This window comes from Rhodococcus jostii NBRC 16295 (genome assembly GCF_001894825.1).
Lineage (GTDB): Bacteria > Actinomycetota > Actinomycetes > Mycobacteriales > Mycobacteriaceae > Rhodococcus_F > Rhodococcus_F jostii.
On the sequence record NZ_BCWY01000054.1, the window covers coordinates 25,418 to 40,428 of the forward strand.

At 68.8% G+C, this 15,011-nt stretch carries 14 protein-coding genes and 1 riboswitch; of the genes, 12 read left to right on the plus strand and 2 right to left on the minus strand.

The window, feature by feature from the left end:
• Nucleotides 1-286: 286 nt before the first annotated feature.
• Nucleotides 287-451, plus strand: a riboswitch (cyclic di-AMP (ydaO/yuaA leader).
• A 14-nt stretch (nucleotides 452-465) separates the two neighbouring features.
• The 4 genes from RJ1_RS28590 (at nucleotide 466) to RJ1_RS28605 (ending at nucleotide 5,023) form a co-directional block, all read left to right on the plus strand.
• Entirely contained in the window at nucleotides 466-1,011 is a 546-nt protein-coding gene (locus RJ1_RS28590; RefSeq protein ID WP_073365894.1) for an NlpC/P60 family protein, read from the plus strand.
• A gap of 380 nt (nucleotides 1,012-1,391) precedes the next feature.
• On the plus strand, nucleotides 1,392-2,444 hold the full coding sequence (locus RJ1_RS28595; RefSeq protein WP_083400452.1) for a C40 family peptidase: 1,053 nt from the start codon (nucleotides 1,392-1,394) through the stop codon (nucleotides 2,442-2,444).
• A gap of 49 nt (nucleotides 2,445-2,493) precedes the next feature.
• A complete protein-coding gene (locus RJ1_RS28600; RefSeq protein WP_073365896.1) occupies nucleotides 2,494-3,852 on the plus strand; it encodes a peptidase MA family metallohydrolase in 1,359 nt (452 codons plus the stop codon).
• Between the two features lie 43 nt (nucleotides 3,853-3,895).
• Nucleotides 3,896-5,023 (plus strand): glycosyltransferase family 4 protein, encoded by a 1,128-nt coding sequence (locus RJ1_RS28605; RefSeq protein WP_073365897.1) that lies wholly within the window; start codon nucleotides 3,896-3,898, stop codon nucleotides 5,021-5,023.
• 62 nt (nucleotides 5,024-5,085) lie between these two features.
• Here RJ1_RS28605 and RJ1_RS28610 read toward each other — a convergent pair whose 3' ends face one another.
• Nucleotides 5,086-6,897 carry an AMP-dependent synthetase/ligase gene (locus RJ1_RS28610; RefSeq protein WP_073365924.1) on the minus strand — a complete coding sequence of 604 codons (1,812 nt, stop codon included), beginning with the start codon at nucleotides 6,895-6,897 and terminating at the stop codon, nucleotides 5,086-5,088.
• Between the two features lie 170 nt (nucleotides 6,898-7,067).
• Between RJ1_RS28610 and RJ1_RS28615 the strand changes: the two genes are divergently transcribed.
• The 6 genes from RJ1_RS28615 to RJ1_RS28640 all read left to right on the plus strand — a co-directional run bounded on the left by RJ1_RS28615 (nucleotide 7,068) and on the right by RJ1_RS28640 (nucleotide 11,643).
• Nucleotides 7,068-7,442: a polyketide cyclase / dehydrase and lipid transport gene (locus tag RJ1_RS28615; RefSeq protein WP_073365898.1), complete on the plus strand. Its 375-nt coding sequence runs from the start codon at nucleotides 7,068-7,070 to the stop codon at nucleotides 7,440-7,442.
• A 152-nt stretch (nucleotides 7,443-7,594) separates the two neighbouring features.
• A complete protein-coding gene (locus RJ1_RS28620; RefSeq protein WP_073365899.1) occupies nucleotides 7,595-8,032 on the plus strand; it encodes an SRPBCC family protein in 438 nt (145 codons plus the stop codon).
• Entirely contained in the window at nucleotides 8,029-9,270 is a 1,242-nt protein-coding gene (locus RJ1_RS28625) for an ArsA family ATPase (RefSeq protein WP_073365900.1), read from the plus strand. Before RJ1_RS28620 ends, RJ1_RS28625 begins: the two co-directional genes overlap by 4 nt.
• Entirely contained in the window at nucleotides 9,267-9,677 is a 411-nt protein-coding gene (locus RJ1_RS28630; protein ID WP_073365925.1) for a hypothetical protein, read from the plus strand. Before RJ1_RS28625 ends, RJ1_RS28630 begins: the two co-directional genes overlap by 4 nt.
• Nucleotides 9,678-9,729: 52 nt before the next feature.
• The gene (locus RJ1_RS28635; protein ID WP_073365901.1) at nucleotides 9,730-10,743 is read left to right on the plus strand and encodes an ROK family protein; all 1,014 of its coding nucleotides are present in this window, start codon (nucleotides 9,730-9,732) and stop codon (nucleotides 10,741-10,743) included.
• Between the two features lie 129 nt (nucleotides 10,744-10,872).
• Nucleotides 10,873-11,643 (plus strand): lysophospholipid acyltransferase family protein, encoded by a 771-nt coding sequence (locus tag RJ1_RS28640; RefSeq protein WP_073365902.1) that lies wholly within the window; start codon nucleotides 10,873-10,875, stop codon nucleotides 11,641-11,643.
• A 12-nt stretch (nucleotides 11,644-11,655) separates the two neighbouring features.
• Here the strand turns inward: RJ1_RS28640 and RJ1_RS28645 are convergent, their stop codons facing one another.
• Nucleotides 11,656-12,978, minus strand: a complete 1,323-nt coding sequence (locus RJ1_RS28645; protein WP_073365926.1) for a glycosyltransferase 87 family protein — start codon at nucleotides 12,976-12,978, stop codon at nucleotides 11,656-11,658.
• A gap of 67 nt (nucleotides 12,979-13,045) precedes the next feature.
• Between RJ1_RS28645 and RJ1_RS28650 the strand changes: the two genes are divergently transcribed.
• Together RJ1_RS28650 and RJ1_RS28655 are read left to right on the plus strand one after the other, a co-directional pair.
• Nucleotides 13,046-13,537, plus strand: coding sequence for a polyadenylate-specific 3'-exoribonuclease AS (locus tag RJ1_RS28650; protein ID WP_073365903.1), 492 nt, complete (start codon nucleotides 13,046-13,048; stop codon nucleotides 13,535-13,537).
• A 42-nt stretch (nucleotides 13,538-13,579) separates the two neighbouring features.
• Nucleotides 13,580-14,965 (plus strand): class II 3-deoxy-7-phosphoheptulonate synthase, encoded by a 1,386-nt coding sequence (locus RJ1_RS28655; protein WP_073365904.1) that lies wholly within the window; start codon nucleotides 13,580-13,582, stop codon nucleotides 14,963-14,965.
• The last annotated feature ends 46 nt before the right edge of the window (nucleotides 14,966-15,011 follow it).

Genomic DNA, 15,011 nt, shown 5'->3' on the forward strand with positions numbered 1-15,011 from the left:
ACGTCGGGCGGCTTCCGCGGAACCCCTGTTGAACAGCGGGAATGCGTCGGGAGAAGAAATCGGGGAGTCGTGGATCGCTGCGAAATGCCCACTCCCGCTATCGAACCGAGATCGGAAACATACCGCCTGTTATCTAGTCGTTATCGAATGCGGGTACCGCGCGACCGCAAACCTCGAACCGGCTCAAACGGACACTTTCCGCGTGTTCCGGTCGACATCGGGGTATTCCATTTCGTAACCTTCCTGAGACCTAGCGGAGTCTCGCAGCCCCACACCGGGGCAGCATCGCTAGTCACCGCCTAATCGGCCACTCGCGAGAGCGGTCGTACCGGGAACCCAAGTTTCTACTGGGGTGAATCCCGCCGGGACGTCCTCACGGACCGGTGGGTAGGGCTGATCTTCCCAGCCCGAACCCGTCAGCTAACTCGGTCGGCGGATGAATGGAAGAAACGGAGTACCCCTTTCGTGGCGTCACAAGTTTCCAAGCGGAATGTGCGACGGGCAGTCGTCGCCGGCGCGCTCGCAGTCGGAGCGCTCACCGCTACCGCGGCCCCCGCGGCCGCAGACCCCGTCACCATCCCCGGCGTCGGAACCTTCGAGATCCCGGGTGTCGTCATCCCGCAGATCCCCGGTGTCCCGAACCTGCCCGCGCCCCCCGCACCAGCCAACACCGCAGGTGACAAGGCCGTCCAGGCCGCTCAGACCAAGCTCGGCTCGCCGTATGTCTACGGCGCCGCAGGTCCCAACTCGTTCGACTGCTCCGGCCTGGTGCAGTGGGCGTTCAAGCAGGCCGGACTGAACCTGCCACGTACCAGCTACGCGCAGGCGGCTGCCGGTACTCCCGTGTCGCAGTCCGATCTCCGCCCCGGCGACGTGATCTCCTTCTACGGCGGCTCGCACTCGGGCATCTACGCCGGTAACGGCAACGTGATCCACGCTTCCACCGAGGGCCAGCCCGTGAAGTTGGCGCCCATCGCGTCGATGCCGTTCGACGGCGCACGCCGCTACTGATCCACTCGCGAAGCGATGCATCCACCGAGTCGAGGGCGGGGATGCACGGGGTAACTTCATACGATCCCGCACGACCACCGAGGGTGGGTTCGAATCACGATTCGAACCCACCCTCGATGTCGTTGCGCCCCAGGTAGACACGGTTGTCCACCCGCCGGGTGGTCCCTACCACGCGGACCGTGACATGGGTGGACACGAACGTATGCCATTCCGTAACCTATCCGAGACCTTGCGAAGTCTTGTCGCGCCATCCGGGCGGCAACGCGGGTCACCACCTCTTCGGCACTCCACGGTCGCGCCGACCGGGAGGACCTTCTGAGCCGCACCTCGGACAGCCGGGTCCGGCTGGTGGAGATCGACGATCGGAGAACTGCATTTCCGTGGCCTCATACAAGATGAAGCGCTCCCTGGGCAGCGTGCTGACAGCGGCCGCGCTGTCGGTGGCACTCGTGTCGCTGCCCTCGATCCAGGCGGGTGCAGACCCGGTCACCACCAACCCCACGGACGCGCTGACGAAGCTCGGTGATCTTTCCCGGCAGTCCGAGCAGACGTCCGAGGCACTCCACAACGCGCAGGGCGATCTCGAGGCCAAGCAGGCGACGCAACGCGACGCCGACGCGAAACTCGCCGCGGACCAGGGCGTGCTCGACGCCGCGAACGCACGCGTCGCCGTCTTCCAACCGGTCGTGAACAAGCTGGCCACCGCCAACTACCAGGGCGCCCGGACCAATCGCCTGTTCGCCGTGATGGTCAGCGATTCCCCGCAGCAACTCCTGGACCAGATGTCCGCGCTCGACGTCATCTCCCAAGACACCCGCAATCAGGTCGCGCAATTCCAGTCGGCCACCTCGGAGGCCACCAAGGCGGCCGACGCGTCGAAGCAGTCCGCGGATGCCGCGCGGTCCGCGACGGAGCAGGCCAAGGCCGTCAGCGACGAACTGCAACGCAAGCAGAGCGACCTGCAGGCGCAGATCGCCGACGTGATCAAGGCGTTCGGGGATCTCACCGGCGCGGAGCGCGACCAGCTGGTGGGGACGCCGTTCCCGCCCGGCTTCGATCCGAACACGATCCTCGCGCACCTCACGCCCGGCTCGGGCACGAGCGCACTGCAGGCGGGCATGACCCGCATCGGCGACCCGTACGTGTGGGGCGCCACCGGTCCCGACGAATTCGACTGCTCCGGGCTCGTCGTGTGGGCCTACAAGCAGATCGGCAAGACGCTGCCGAGGTCGAGTCAGGCGCAGGCCAGTGGCGGTACCCCGGTGTCCCGCGACGACCTCCAGCCCGGCGACGTCGTCCTCTTCTACAACGACGCGTCCCACGTCGGTCTGTACGCCGGAAACGGCAACATCCTGCACGCCTCGACGTTCGGTGTTCCGGTGAGAATCGAATCGATGGCGAAGTTCCCGTTCTACGGGGCGCGCCGCTACTGACGGCGACCGTCCGACAGCGGCGCGGCGGTGTGCTCATACACTCACCGGCGTGCCCGCATCAGACCCGTCTCCCGCAACGGATCCGACCCCTCGCCGTCAGGCGCGCCCGTGGGAACTGGCCGCACTGGCCGGACTCGTCCTTGCCGTGGTCGTCGCCCTCGCGCTGACCGGGTTCTCGCACACCGACCACGGTGACGACGGCGCCGCGCGGGCCGACGCGACGTCGCGTGCCACGGCGGTCCGGGCCCTCCTCGACACCTGGGCGTCGGCGGTGCGGACGAACGACGCGGCCGAGCTGTCCGGTCTGATGGATCCGGCGGCGGCACCGGGTTTCCTGGCCGCGGAGACGCGGCGCGCCGGCAATGTAGCCGGGGTGGAATTCTCGGACTGGGGTTACGAGATCGCCGAGGGACCCGAGACGGTGGTGCCGTCCAGCCTCGTGGACGCGCTCGGCGCCGACGACGTGTGGGCGCCCGCCGTGCAGCTGCGCTACGCGATCGCAGGGGCGGACGAGAGTCCCACCCGTAAACCGGTGGCTCTCGTCGTCGCCCGCCGCGGTGACCGCTGGACACTCGTCAGCGACAGCGCCACGGTGGACGGCGAGCAACGGACCTGGCGCGGACCGTGGGATTTCGGACCCGTCGTGTCGCGTCGCGTCGACATCGGCGACGGGCGGACGTCGGTGGTGCTCGGACATCCGGAGAACGCCGCGATGGTCGATCGGCTGGCCGAGGAACTCCCCGCCGCCGTCGTCAACGCCACCCAGCTGTGGGGTTCGGGCTGGGCGGGCCGCGCGCTCGTGTGGGTCGCGGGATCCCAGGACGAGTTCACGGCGCTCGTCGGCCCGAACCACGATGGGCGCGACATCGCCGCCGTCGCGATCTCCGACGCCGTCGACCCGGACGCCGCCGCGGTCTCCGGGCAGCGGATCGTGTTCAGTCCGGCGTCGGCGCAACGGCTGACCGACGTCACCCGGCGGGCGATCCTGCGGCACGAACTGATCCACGTGGCGGCACGTGCCGACACGGTGGACCGTTCACCGATGTGGATTCTGGAAGGGTATGCCGAGTACGCGGCGTACCGGGGTACCGGCGAGCCCGAACGGCAGATCGCGCCCGCGCTGACCGCGCAGGTGGGGGCCGAGGGTGCGCCGGCCGCGTTCCCCGACGACACCGACTTCTCCGGATACGGCGAACGCGGTTCGGTCGCCTACGAGACGGCGTGGTCGATCAACGCGTTCGTCGCCGAGGAGTACGGCGAATCGAGGTTGACGCAGCTGTACCGGACGCTGGCGGTGGGGGAGTCCGACCCGGACACCGTGGACGGACGCCTCTCCGACGTCCTGGGCGTCGACGCCGAGCAGTTCCGCGACCGCTGGACCGACTGGGTGGGCGCCCACCTGGGGTGACCCTGCGTCCGAGACGGCACGGTGAACCGCCTACGGTGATCACATGCGCCGAACCCTGTTGGTGACGAACGATTTTCCACCGCGACCCGGCGGAATTCAGTCGTACCTGCACACCTTCGCCAAGCACCTGCCCGCCGACGACCTGGTCGTCTATGCTCCGCGCTGGCGCGGCGACTCGCACATCAAGTTCGATGCGCGGCAACCGTTTCAGGTCGTCCGCCACCCCACCACGCTGATGGTGCCCACACCGTTCGTCGCCCGCCGCGCAGCCAAACTACTGGCCGAACACGACTGCACGGGCGTCTGGTTCGGCGCAGCCGCCCCGCTCGCGCTGCTCAGTCCCACGCTCCGGCGCGCCGGAGCGGAGCGGGTGGTCGCCAGTACCCACGGGCACGAGGTCGGCTGGTCGATGCTGCCCGCCGCCCGCCAGGCCCTCGGGCGGATCGGCGCCCGGACCGACGTCGTCACGTACGTGAGCCGCTACACCCGCGGCCGGTTCGCGTCCGCCTTCGGCGCGAGTGCGGCGCTCGAACACCTCCCCCCGGGAGTCGACACCGACCGGTTCACTCCGGACAGCGGGGCGCGGGCGGAACTACGGGCCCGGTACGGGCTGGGGGAGCGGCCGACCGTCCTGTGCCTGTCGCGTCTCGTGCCGCGCAAGGGCCAGGACATCCTGATCCGGGCGCTCCCGGGCATTCGCGAACACATCGACGGGGCCGTGCTGGTGATCGTCGGCGGCGGACCCTACGAGGACCGCCTGCGTTCGCTCGCGCGGTCGGTCGGGGTGGAGGACCACGTAGTGTTCACCGGCACGGTGCCGTCGGCCGAACTGGCGGCCCACCACACGATCGCCGACGTGTTCGCGATGCCCTGCCGCACGAGAGGTGCGGGACTCGACGTGGAGGGCCTCGGCATCGTCTTCCTCGAGGCGTCGGCCACCGGTGTCCCCGTCATCGCCGGACAGTCCGGTGGCGCTCCGGAAACGGTGCGGCAGAACGAGACCGGGATGGTCGTGGACGGCACCTCGGTGGCGGAGGTGGCGCGTTCGGTGATCTCGGTGCTGTCGGATCGTGATCGCGCGGCCGCGATGGGCGCCGCCGGCCGGGAATGGGTCAAGGCGGAGTGGCGATGGGACGTGCTCGCCGCCAAACTCCAGAATCTGCTTGCGTGACCGCTCGTGAGTACTTGTCAACCGCGGGCGGTTGACAAGTACTCACGAGCGCCGGAGGCGCACTACTTCGCGTAGATGGCCGCGATGTCGTCGGCGAAGCTGTCGTGCACCACGTTGCGCTTGAGCTTCATCGTCGGCGTGAGCTCGCCGGTCTCCTCGGTGAAGTCGACGGGCAGGACACGGAACTTCTTGATGGCTTCCGCGTGCGACACGAGTTTGTTGGCCTCCGCGACGGCCTCGTCGATCTCGGCGGTGAGGTCGGCATCGGCGAGCAGATCCGCGACCGTCGTGCCGGCGGGCTTGCCGTTGCGCTCGTTCCACGCGGGCAGGGCGTCGGCGTCGATGGTGATGAGCGCGCCGATGAACGGCTGCTGATCGCCGACGACGATGGCCTGGCTGATCAGCGGGTGTGCGCGAAGGTGATCCTCGAGCTGAGCGGGGGAGACGTTCTTGCCGCCCGCTGTGACGATGATCTCCTTTTTGCGGCCGGTGATGGTGATGTACCCGTCGGCGTCGACCGATCCGAGGTCGCCGGTGTGGAACCAGCCGTTCTCGATCGCGTCGGCGGTGGCGTTCTCGTTGCGCCAGTAGCCGCTGAAGACCACCGGCCCCGACAGCAGGATCTCGCCGTCGTCGGCGATGCGAACGGAGTTGCCCGCCAGGGGCTTGCCGACGGACCCGACCTTCTGCTCGCCGATCGTGTTGACCGCGAATGCCGCGGACGTCTCGGTGAGGCCGTAGCCCTCGTAGATGGTGATGCCGATGCCGCGGAAGAAGTGGCCGAGGCGGGCGCCGAGCGGGGCGCCGCCGGAGATCGCCAGCTGGCATTTGCCGCCGAGAGCGGCCCGCAGCTTGGAGAACACGAGCTTGTCGAACAGTGCGTGCTTAGCCTTGAGGACGAGGCCGGGGCCGCCCTTGTCCTGGGCCTCGCTCCACGTGATGGCCGTCTCGGCGGCGGCGTCGAAGATCTTGCCTTTGCCCTCGCCGTGTGCCTTGGCGCGGGCGCTGTTGTAGACCTTCTCGAACACGCGCGGCACGGACAGGATGAAGTCGGGGCGGAACTCGCCGAACGTGGGGACGAGGTTCGGGATGTCGCTGGTGTGGCCGAGTGCGGCGCCGGCGTCGAACGACGCGATGCTGACGGCGCGGGCGAGGACGTGCGCCATCGGCAGGAACATGAGGGTACTGACGCCCGGTGTCTTCAGCAGGGTGCCGAGACTGGAATCGAGGATGCCCTTGGACTCGGCGATGAGGTTCGAATGGGTGAGCTGGCAGCCCTTGGGCCGGCCGGTGGTGCCGGAGGTGTAGATGAGCGTGGCCGGATCGCTCGACTTCAGCGCGGCGACGCGGGCCTCGACTTCGGAGTCGGGAACGTCGGCGCCCAGCTCGGTCAGTTCGTCGACGACGCCGCGGCCGCTGTCGGACGCCTCGATCTGGTAGACGCCGCGCAGCGCGGTCGCCTCGGCGGCCACGGCCTTCACGGTGGCCGCGTGGGTCGCGTTCTCGACGACGAGATCGATCGCGGCGGAGTCTTCGAGGATCCAGCGGACCTGCTCGGCGGAGGACGTCTCGTAGATCGGGACGGTGACGCCGCCGGCCGCCCAGATGGCGAAGTCGACGAGGGGCCACTCGTACCGCGTGGCCGACATCAGCGCCACCCGGTCGCCCTGCTGCACGCCGAGCGCGATGAGTCCCTTGGCGACGGCGGTGACCTGTGCGGCGAAGTCGGCGGCCGTGACATCGGTCCACCGTCCACCGATCTTGCGCTTGTACACGACCAGCGTCGGGTCGGCCGCGGCGTGGGCGAACACCGAGTCGACCGCGGACGCGTCCTCCGCGATCGTGAACGACTGTGGCGCGCTGAACTCGGGCACGAAAACCTCCGACACTGAAGATACTGACGAGTAGGATTGTCGGACTCGACTTTAGACCTTCTGTCGTGGGGTCGGTGCCCAGGCCGAAGGAGCGTGGTCAGGGCCAGGTCCGGACGGGTGCCGCCGAACCCCGCAACGACCGTGGTTGCCGGTATGTGAAGCTAGTCGCCGTGAGCAGCATTCAGGTCGCAGACCAGACGTTCATCGCGGCCCCGCCGCAGCAGGTCGCGGCGGCGATCGCCGCCCCGGCCCGCTGGCGCCGGTGGTGGCCCGACCTCACCCTCGCCGTCCGCGAGGACCGGGCCGAGAAGGGCATCCGCTGGACCGTGGCCGGCCCCCTCACCGGAACGATGGAAGTGTGGCTCGAGCCGGTGCTGGACGGGGCGATCGTCCACTACTTCCTGCACGCCGAACCAGCCCGCAGTGACGCCGCTCCGGACCTGGCCGCACTGAACCGTCGCCGGCGCGTCGAGGGCAAGGTCATGTCGTTCGAGGTGAAGAAGGAACTCGAGGCGGGTCGCGCCGCGGGGGAACCCCCGTCCTGACGCTGTTCGGGCCGCCGCAGTGGGGTCGGCATTGTGTCCGGGCGCCGAGATCGTGTGTGATAGTCGGGCACAACACAGACATACGGAACCGGTAACGGCGTGGCCCCGCGATCGATGGGCGGGTCGGCCAGGCGAAAGGAAGCGTTCACTCCATGCCCGAGAGGACCAAGAGGTCGATCAGTATCGAGGCGCCGCCCGCCCGGGTGATGGATGTGATCGCCGACTTCGACGCCTACCCCGCATGGGTGGCAGCCGCGAAGTCCGTCGAGGTCATGGAACCCGGGCAGAACGGCCGGGCCGACCGGGTCCGGTTCGTGCTCGACGCGGGCATGGTCAAGGACACCTACGTACTCCGCTACGACTGGGCGCCCGACGGCAAATCCGTCAGCTGGGAACTCGAGTCGGGTGAGATCCAGAAATCGCAATTCGGTTCGTACGTGCTCGAGGACGAGCCGGACGGCGGCACCACCGTCACGTACGAGCTCACCGTCGACCTCACCATTCCGATGATCGGCCTGTTCAAGCGCAAGGCGGAGAAGGCCATCACCGACACCGCGCTCAAGGAACTCAAGAAGCGGGTGGAAGGCTGAGCAGCGAGGGCCGCGCCGGACCTGCGAGGGTCCAGTTCTTCGTAGGGAAGGGGGGCGTCGGGAAGACGACGCTCGCGGCCGCGACGGCACAGGCGGCAGCACAGGCGGGCAACCGGACCCTCCTCGTCTCGCTGGACCAGGCCCACTCCCTCGCCGACGTGCTCGGTATCGGCGCCGCCCGGGACGTGGTGTCCGTCACCGACACCCTCGACGTGCTCGAGCTCGACACCCTCTCGTTGCTCGAAGACAGATTCCGGAGTCTGGCAGCGGTTCTCGCGGCCGCAGGCACGCACGACCACGGCGCCCAGCTGTCCGCCCTCGAACCGGAGGAACTGACCGGGCTTCCGGGGGTGCAGGACGTGCTGGGGCTGCGTGAGATCGTGCGATTCGCCACCGAGGGCCGGTACGACGCCGTGGTGGTCGACTGCCCGCCCACCGCGGACAGTCTGCGTACACTCGCCGCTCCCGCGATGGCCCTCGACTACGTCGAGCGGGTGTGGCCGCAGCACCGCCGGATCGCCGCGCTCCTGGGTTCCGATCCCCGCCTCGTCATGTTGGTGACGATGATCGAACAGGTGGTCGCCGGGGTCGGTGAGGTCCGGGACTTGCTCGCGGACCGCGCGAAAACCACTGTGCGACTGGTGACGACACCCGAGAGGGTGGTGCTGACGGAGACCCGGCGGATCGTGGCGGCGGCTGCGCTGTCGGGCCTGCGCATCGATGCGATCCTCGTGAACAACCTACTGCCACAATTCGATTCGCCGACAGGACACGACGACCCCGGTGTGGCATGGTTGATCAGGCGGCGAGCCCTGCAACAGCGGGTGCTCGCCGAGCTGACCGCCTCCGCGGGCGCAACGGTGATCCTCTCGGTGACCCGGTCGGTGACGGAGCCGGTAGGGTGGGCCGATCTCGGCGGTATCGCCCGGGAGTTGTATGCCGACGACACGGACGCGGTGGCGGTGTTGGGGAAGAACCCACCTGCGGTGCGGGTGGGGCTGGAATCGGGGGCCGGTGTGGATTCTGTGTACACGATGCGGATGTATCTGCCGCTCGTGAACCCGTCGACCCTCACCTTGGGTCGAGTGGAGGACGACTTGGTGGTGGGAGCCGAAGGGGTGCGCCGTCGCGTCCGCCTCGCGTCGGTCCTGCGCCGGTGCGTCGTCGCGGGCGCAGAACTCGACGGAAGCGATCTGGTCGTGCGGTTCACGCCCGACCCGCAGGTGTGGCCGGTATGAACGACGACCACGCGCAGTTGCTCGCGGAACTGCGGGCGCTGGCCGAGAGCGCCCTGGACCGTCTCGAGCCGATATTGCAGCGCGCCGCGGCGCCGCACGCCCAGGCGGAGGCGGCAGATGCCCCGCCCGGTGCCGGACAGTGGTCGGGATGCACGTGGTGCCCGGTGTGCGCGCTCGCGGCGCTGATCCGCGGCGAGCAGCACGATCTCGTGACCCTCGTCGCCGGTCAGGCATCCGTCCTGATCGCGGTGCTGCGGCAGATCCTCGACGAGCACCGTGTGCACGACACCCCGGGCCCGGACGGGCCCGAGTCCCCGGAATCCGGCCCGGACGGCGGGGGCGGTACGCCACCCGAACCCGACGGCGGTTCGGCGTTCGAACCGATCTCGGTCACCATCAAGCATTGAGCGTGCCCGGCGAGGGCCGGATCGTCCGTCTCGTGCACGGCAGCGATCCTGCATGGGCACAATCATCTCCATGAGTACAGGCGCGGGCAGCGAACGGAACGGCAGCTCGGCACTGACCATCGGCATCGACGTGGGTGGAACAAGCATCCGTGCGTCGGTCGTCGATTCGGCCGGTGAAGTGCTCGACTCGCTGCAGTCGCCGACACCGGCGTCGGCGAAGGCCCTCGAGAACGGTCTGGATCGCGCGGTCCGGGAGTTGTCGGCGCGGCACGATGTCGCCGCGGTGGGGCTGGCCGTCGCCGGGTTCATCACCCCCGACCGCACCACGGTGCGATTCGCGCCGCACCTGCCGTGGGTGGGTGCGCCGGTCGGCAGGGACCTCGGGGAGCGCCTCGGCCTGCCCGTCATCCTCGAACACGATGTGAACGCGGCCGCCTGGGCCGAGCACCGGTTCGGTGCGGCGGCGGGCGGGCGGAACGTGGTGATGCTCGCGATCGGCACGGGCATCGGCGCGGCGCTCCTCGCGGACGGCCGGTTGTACCGCGGCAGCCACGGCGTCGCACCCGAGCTCGGGCACATCCAGGTGGTCCCCGACGGACGCCCGTGCGCGTGCGGCAAGCACGGATGCTGGGAGCGGTACTGCAGCGGGACGGCCCTCGTCGACACCGCGATCGAACTCCTGGCGGCGGATCCAGCGACTTCGACCGTCCTCGCGCGGGAGGTCGCCGTCGATCCTGGTGTCCTGACGGGTCGGCGCATCGCGGGCGCCGCCCAGGACGGAGATCCGCTGGCGCTGGAGACCATGCGGGACTTCGCCCGGTGGCTGGGGGTCGGACTGGCGCTGATCGGCGACGTGTACGACCCGGATCTCGTCGTGATCGCGGGCGGCGTCGCGAGTTCCTCGCCGCTGTTCATCGACGAGGCCCGCGAGTACTACGCCGCGCTGACGACGGGTGCCGGGCACCGGCCGCTGGCCCGTATCCGCCCGACCCAGCTGGGGGAGGCGGCGGGCATGATCGGGGCGGCGGAACTCGCCAGAGCGGTCCTGCCCGATCGGGTAGGTTGACGCCAGACCTGCCGCTGTAAACCCGCAGATGTGATGCTGTGCGGAGCGCCCGGCCGTGTGTAGCGGCCCTCACCCACCCGAAGTAGAGTCGACCCGAACGAAGCTTGGGTTGTGAACGGGAGGGACGCCATGTGGTACTGGCTCTTCAAGTACGTGTTTTTGGGGCCGGTTCTCTGGGGGCTGGGTAGGCCGACCGTGGAGGGTACGGAGAACATTCCGGCCGAGGGCGGAGCCATTTTGGCGAGTAATCATCAGGCGGTGCTGGATTCGTTCTTCCTGCCGTTGCGGGTGCCGCGGAGAATTACGTTCCTCGCCAAGAGTGAGTACTTCACCGGTACGGGACTCAAGGGCGCTTTCCAGCGCTGGTTCTTCTCGGTGGTCGGACAGGTGCCGATCGACCGGACGGGCGCCGACGCCGCACAGGACGCACTGAACGCCGGACTGCGCGTGCTCTCACAGGGCAAGCTGCTCGGCATCTACCCGGAGGGCACCCGGTCGCCCGACGGTCGCCTCTACAAGGGGAAGACCGGCCTCGCGCGGATGGCGCTCGAATCCGGTGTGAAGGTCATCCCCGTCGCGATGATCGGAACGGAGAAGGTCAACCCGATCGGCTCCCGCGTGTGGCGTCCCGCGAAGGTCACCATCCGCGTCGGCGAGCCGATCGACTTCTCGCGCTTCGAGGGGATGGGAGGCAACCGGTTCGTCGAGCGGGCCGTCACCGACGAGGTGATGTACAAGCTCATGAAGCTGTCGGGGCAGGAATACGTCGACATCTACGCGGCCACGCTGAAGAAGAAGGCACCCGCCGCCGACGCCTCCGCACCGACTGCGGTGGCCGACGTGGCAGCGGAGAGCGACGCCACCAACGTCACGCGACTGCCCGACACGCGGGCGAGCTGACGCAGCGACCACTCAGCCGACGGGGACGGTGAGATCGTCGGAGGTCTCCGACCGATCGTCCTCGTCGGACCGAGCGGGGCCGGTGCGGAACGCGGCGATCGCGACCAGCACCACGGCGAGTCCCCACCACACGTACGACGACGCGAGGAACTGGTCCCACAGATTCCAGTGGGTGCCACTCCAGCGGCCCACTCCGAGTTTCCAGTGTGCGGCGAGTCTGATGACGACGACGCCGGCCACGGCGGTGACCGCCAGCGCGATGCTCCGGCGCCGGTAGGCGAGGATCCCGAGCACGAGGACGACCGGTACCGCCCACACCCAGTGGTGCGACCAGGACACGGGGGAGACGAGCAGTCCGAGAACGGCATTGAGGCCCAGCGCGAGCGCGGTCTCGCCGGAGCGCAGTGCCCGGACCATCGCGAGAACCACGAGTCCGAGCACCACGACGCTCAGCAGCAACCAGATCGGGGTGCGTGCCGCGTCGCTCACGCCGAGCCGGGCCAGCACACCGGTGATGCTCTGGTTGGCGGGATAGGCGGGAGTGCCGATCCGATCGGAGTCGAAGAGGGTCTGCGTCCAGTACGTGAGGGAGTCCTTCCACGTCGCGATCGCGCCCACCGCGCTGAAGGCCACGAAGCTGACCGCGGTCACGACTGCGGAGCGGAAGTCCTTGCGCACCAGGAAGAACAGAATGAACACTGCCGGCGTCAGCTTGATCGCCGCCGCGAGGCCGATCAGCACGCCGCGGGGCCACGGCGTCTTCTTCGGAAGGCAGTCCGCCGCGACCAGCAGCATCAGCAGGATGTTGATCTGCCCGTAGTCCAGAGTCGACGACACGGGTTCGAGGGCCAGAGCCACCGCGAGCGCACCGAGTGCGGTCCACACCAACGTGGTGCGGGGGGCGATACCCAGCGAGTCGAGGGTGACGACGAGCACCCCGAACAGGGCGATCAACGACAACACCGTCACGACGATCCCGGCCGTCGCCAGCGACACCGTCGACAACGGGCTGAAGACGACGGCGGCGAGCGGCGGGTACGTGAACGGCAGGAAGTTGCCCATCTGGGTGGCCGGCATCGACCCGTACAGGGTCGGACCGTGCAAAAACACCGCACCGCCCAGGCGATAGACGTCCAGATCCAGCCGGTAGTAGCTGCCGAAGGCTCGCAGACCGGGCAGTCCGAGCAGGTTGTACGCGAATCCGACGGCGAGACCGGCGAGCACGAGGACGCGGAGCACGAGACCTCCGGCGCGCAGATGCAGGGGCACCTGCGGGGGGTCGAACGGGTCCGCGTCTGCGGCGGCGGACTGTCGACCGTCGGAGGTTGCGCTCACCAAGGCCTCCTTCACGAGGTAGGGGTGGATCAGGTCGACGCCGACGGGTGAGGCATAGTTTGCGGGCGTGCGTTACTTCTACGACTGCGAGTTCATCGAGGATGGTCGCACGATCGACCTGGTGTCGATCGGGGTGGTCGCGGAGGACGGACGTGAATTCTACGCGGTGTCCACCGAGTTCGACCGCGAGCGCGCGGGCAAGTGGGTGCGCCGGAACGTGCTGCCGAAGCTGCCGCAGCCGTCGTCGCCACTCTGGAAGAGTCGAGCCCGCATCCGCGACGACCTCTACGCGTTCCTGATTCCCCGGCCCGGCATCGTCCCCGAGCTGTGGGCCTGGGTGGCCGCCTACGATCACGTCGCCCTCTGCCAGCTGTGGGGCGACATGACGGAGCTCCCGCAGTCGCTGCCCCGGTACACGCGCGAACTGCGCCAGTACTGGGAGGAACACGGCAGCCCGGCGCTCCCACCTGCACCGGACGACGCTCACGACGCCCTCGCGGACGCCCGGCACAACCTGGCGAAATTCGAGGCAGTTCGGGCGGCGCGGTCACTCCGGTGACCTGACTCGCCATCGCTCGTGTCGAGCGAATATCCTGTATGAGTGAACTGGACTGTCGACGTGCCGATCGACCGCTTGCCCGAACTCCCGCCGCTGCCCACCGAGATGCGCGAGCAACTCGACGCAGCGCTGGCCAAGCCCGCTGCGCAGCAGCCGCAGTGGCCCGAGGGGCAGGCCGCCGCCATGCGGACCGTCCTCGAGAGCGTGCCACCGATCACGGTGGCCAGCGAGGTCGTGGCCCTGCAGGCGAAGCTGGCCCAGGTGGCGCGGGGCGAGGCGTTCCTGCTCCAGGGCGGTGACTGCGCCGAGACGTTCGCCGACAACACCGAGCCGCACATCAAGGGCAACATCCGCACGCTGCTGCAGATGGCCGTCGTCCTGACCTACGGTGCGAGCCTGCCCGTCGTCAAGGTCGCCCGTATCGCCGGTCAGTACGCCAAGCCGCGGTCGTCGAACGTCGACGCCCTCGGGTTGCAGTCGTACCGCGGCGACATGATCAACTCCCTCGTCGCCGACGAGGCCGTGCGCGCCCACGACCCGTCGCGGCTCGTCCGGGCCTACGCCAACGCCAGCGCGGCGATGAACCTGGTCCGCGCGCTCACCGGTGCGGGCATGGCCGACCTGCACAAGGTGCACGACTGGAACCGCGAGTTCGTGTCGTCGTCGCCGGCCGGTGCCCGGTACGAGGCGCTTGCCGCGGAAATCGACCGTGGCCTGCAGTTCATGAACGCCTGCGGAGTCACCGACCCGAGCCTGCAGCAGGCGCAGATCTTCGCCAGCCACGAGGCACTCGTCCTCGACTACGAGCGCGCGATGCTGCGCCTCGACAACGACGACGATCACCCCAAGCTGTACGACCTGTCGGCGCACTTCCTGTGGATCGGCGACCGCACCCGTCAGCTCGACGGCGCGCACATCGCGTTCGCCGAACTCGTGTCGAACCCGATCGGTCTGAAGATCGGACCCAGCACCACGCCGGAGATGGCCGTCGAGTACGTCGAACGTCTCGACCCCACCAACAAGCCGGGCCGACTCACCCTGATCTCGCGGATGGGCAACAACAAGGTGCGCGACATGCTGCCGCCCATCATCGAGAAGGTCCAGGCCACCGGACACCAGGTCATCTGGCAGTGCGACCCGATGCACGGCAACACGCACGAGGCGTCCACCGGCTACAAGACCCGCCACTTCGACCGCATCGTCGACGAGGTCCAGGGATTCTTCGAGGTCCACAACGGTCTGGGCACCTACCCGGGCGGCATCCACGTCGAACTCACCGGTGAGAACGTCACCGAATGCCTCGGCGGCGCACAGGACATCTCCGACCTCGACCTGTCCGGCCGGTACGAGACCGCCTGCGACCCGCGTCTGAACACCCAGCAGTCGCTGGAACTGGCGTTCCTCGTCGCGGAGATGCTGCGCGGCTGATCGGGCGTACATTCAGGGGAAGGCTCACTGCCCTGCACCTGCGGGG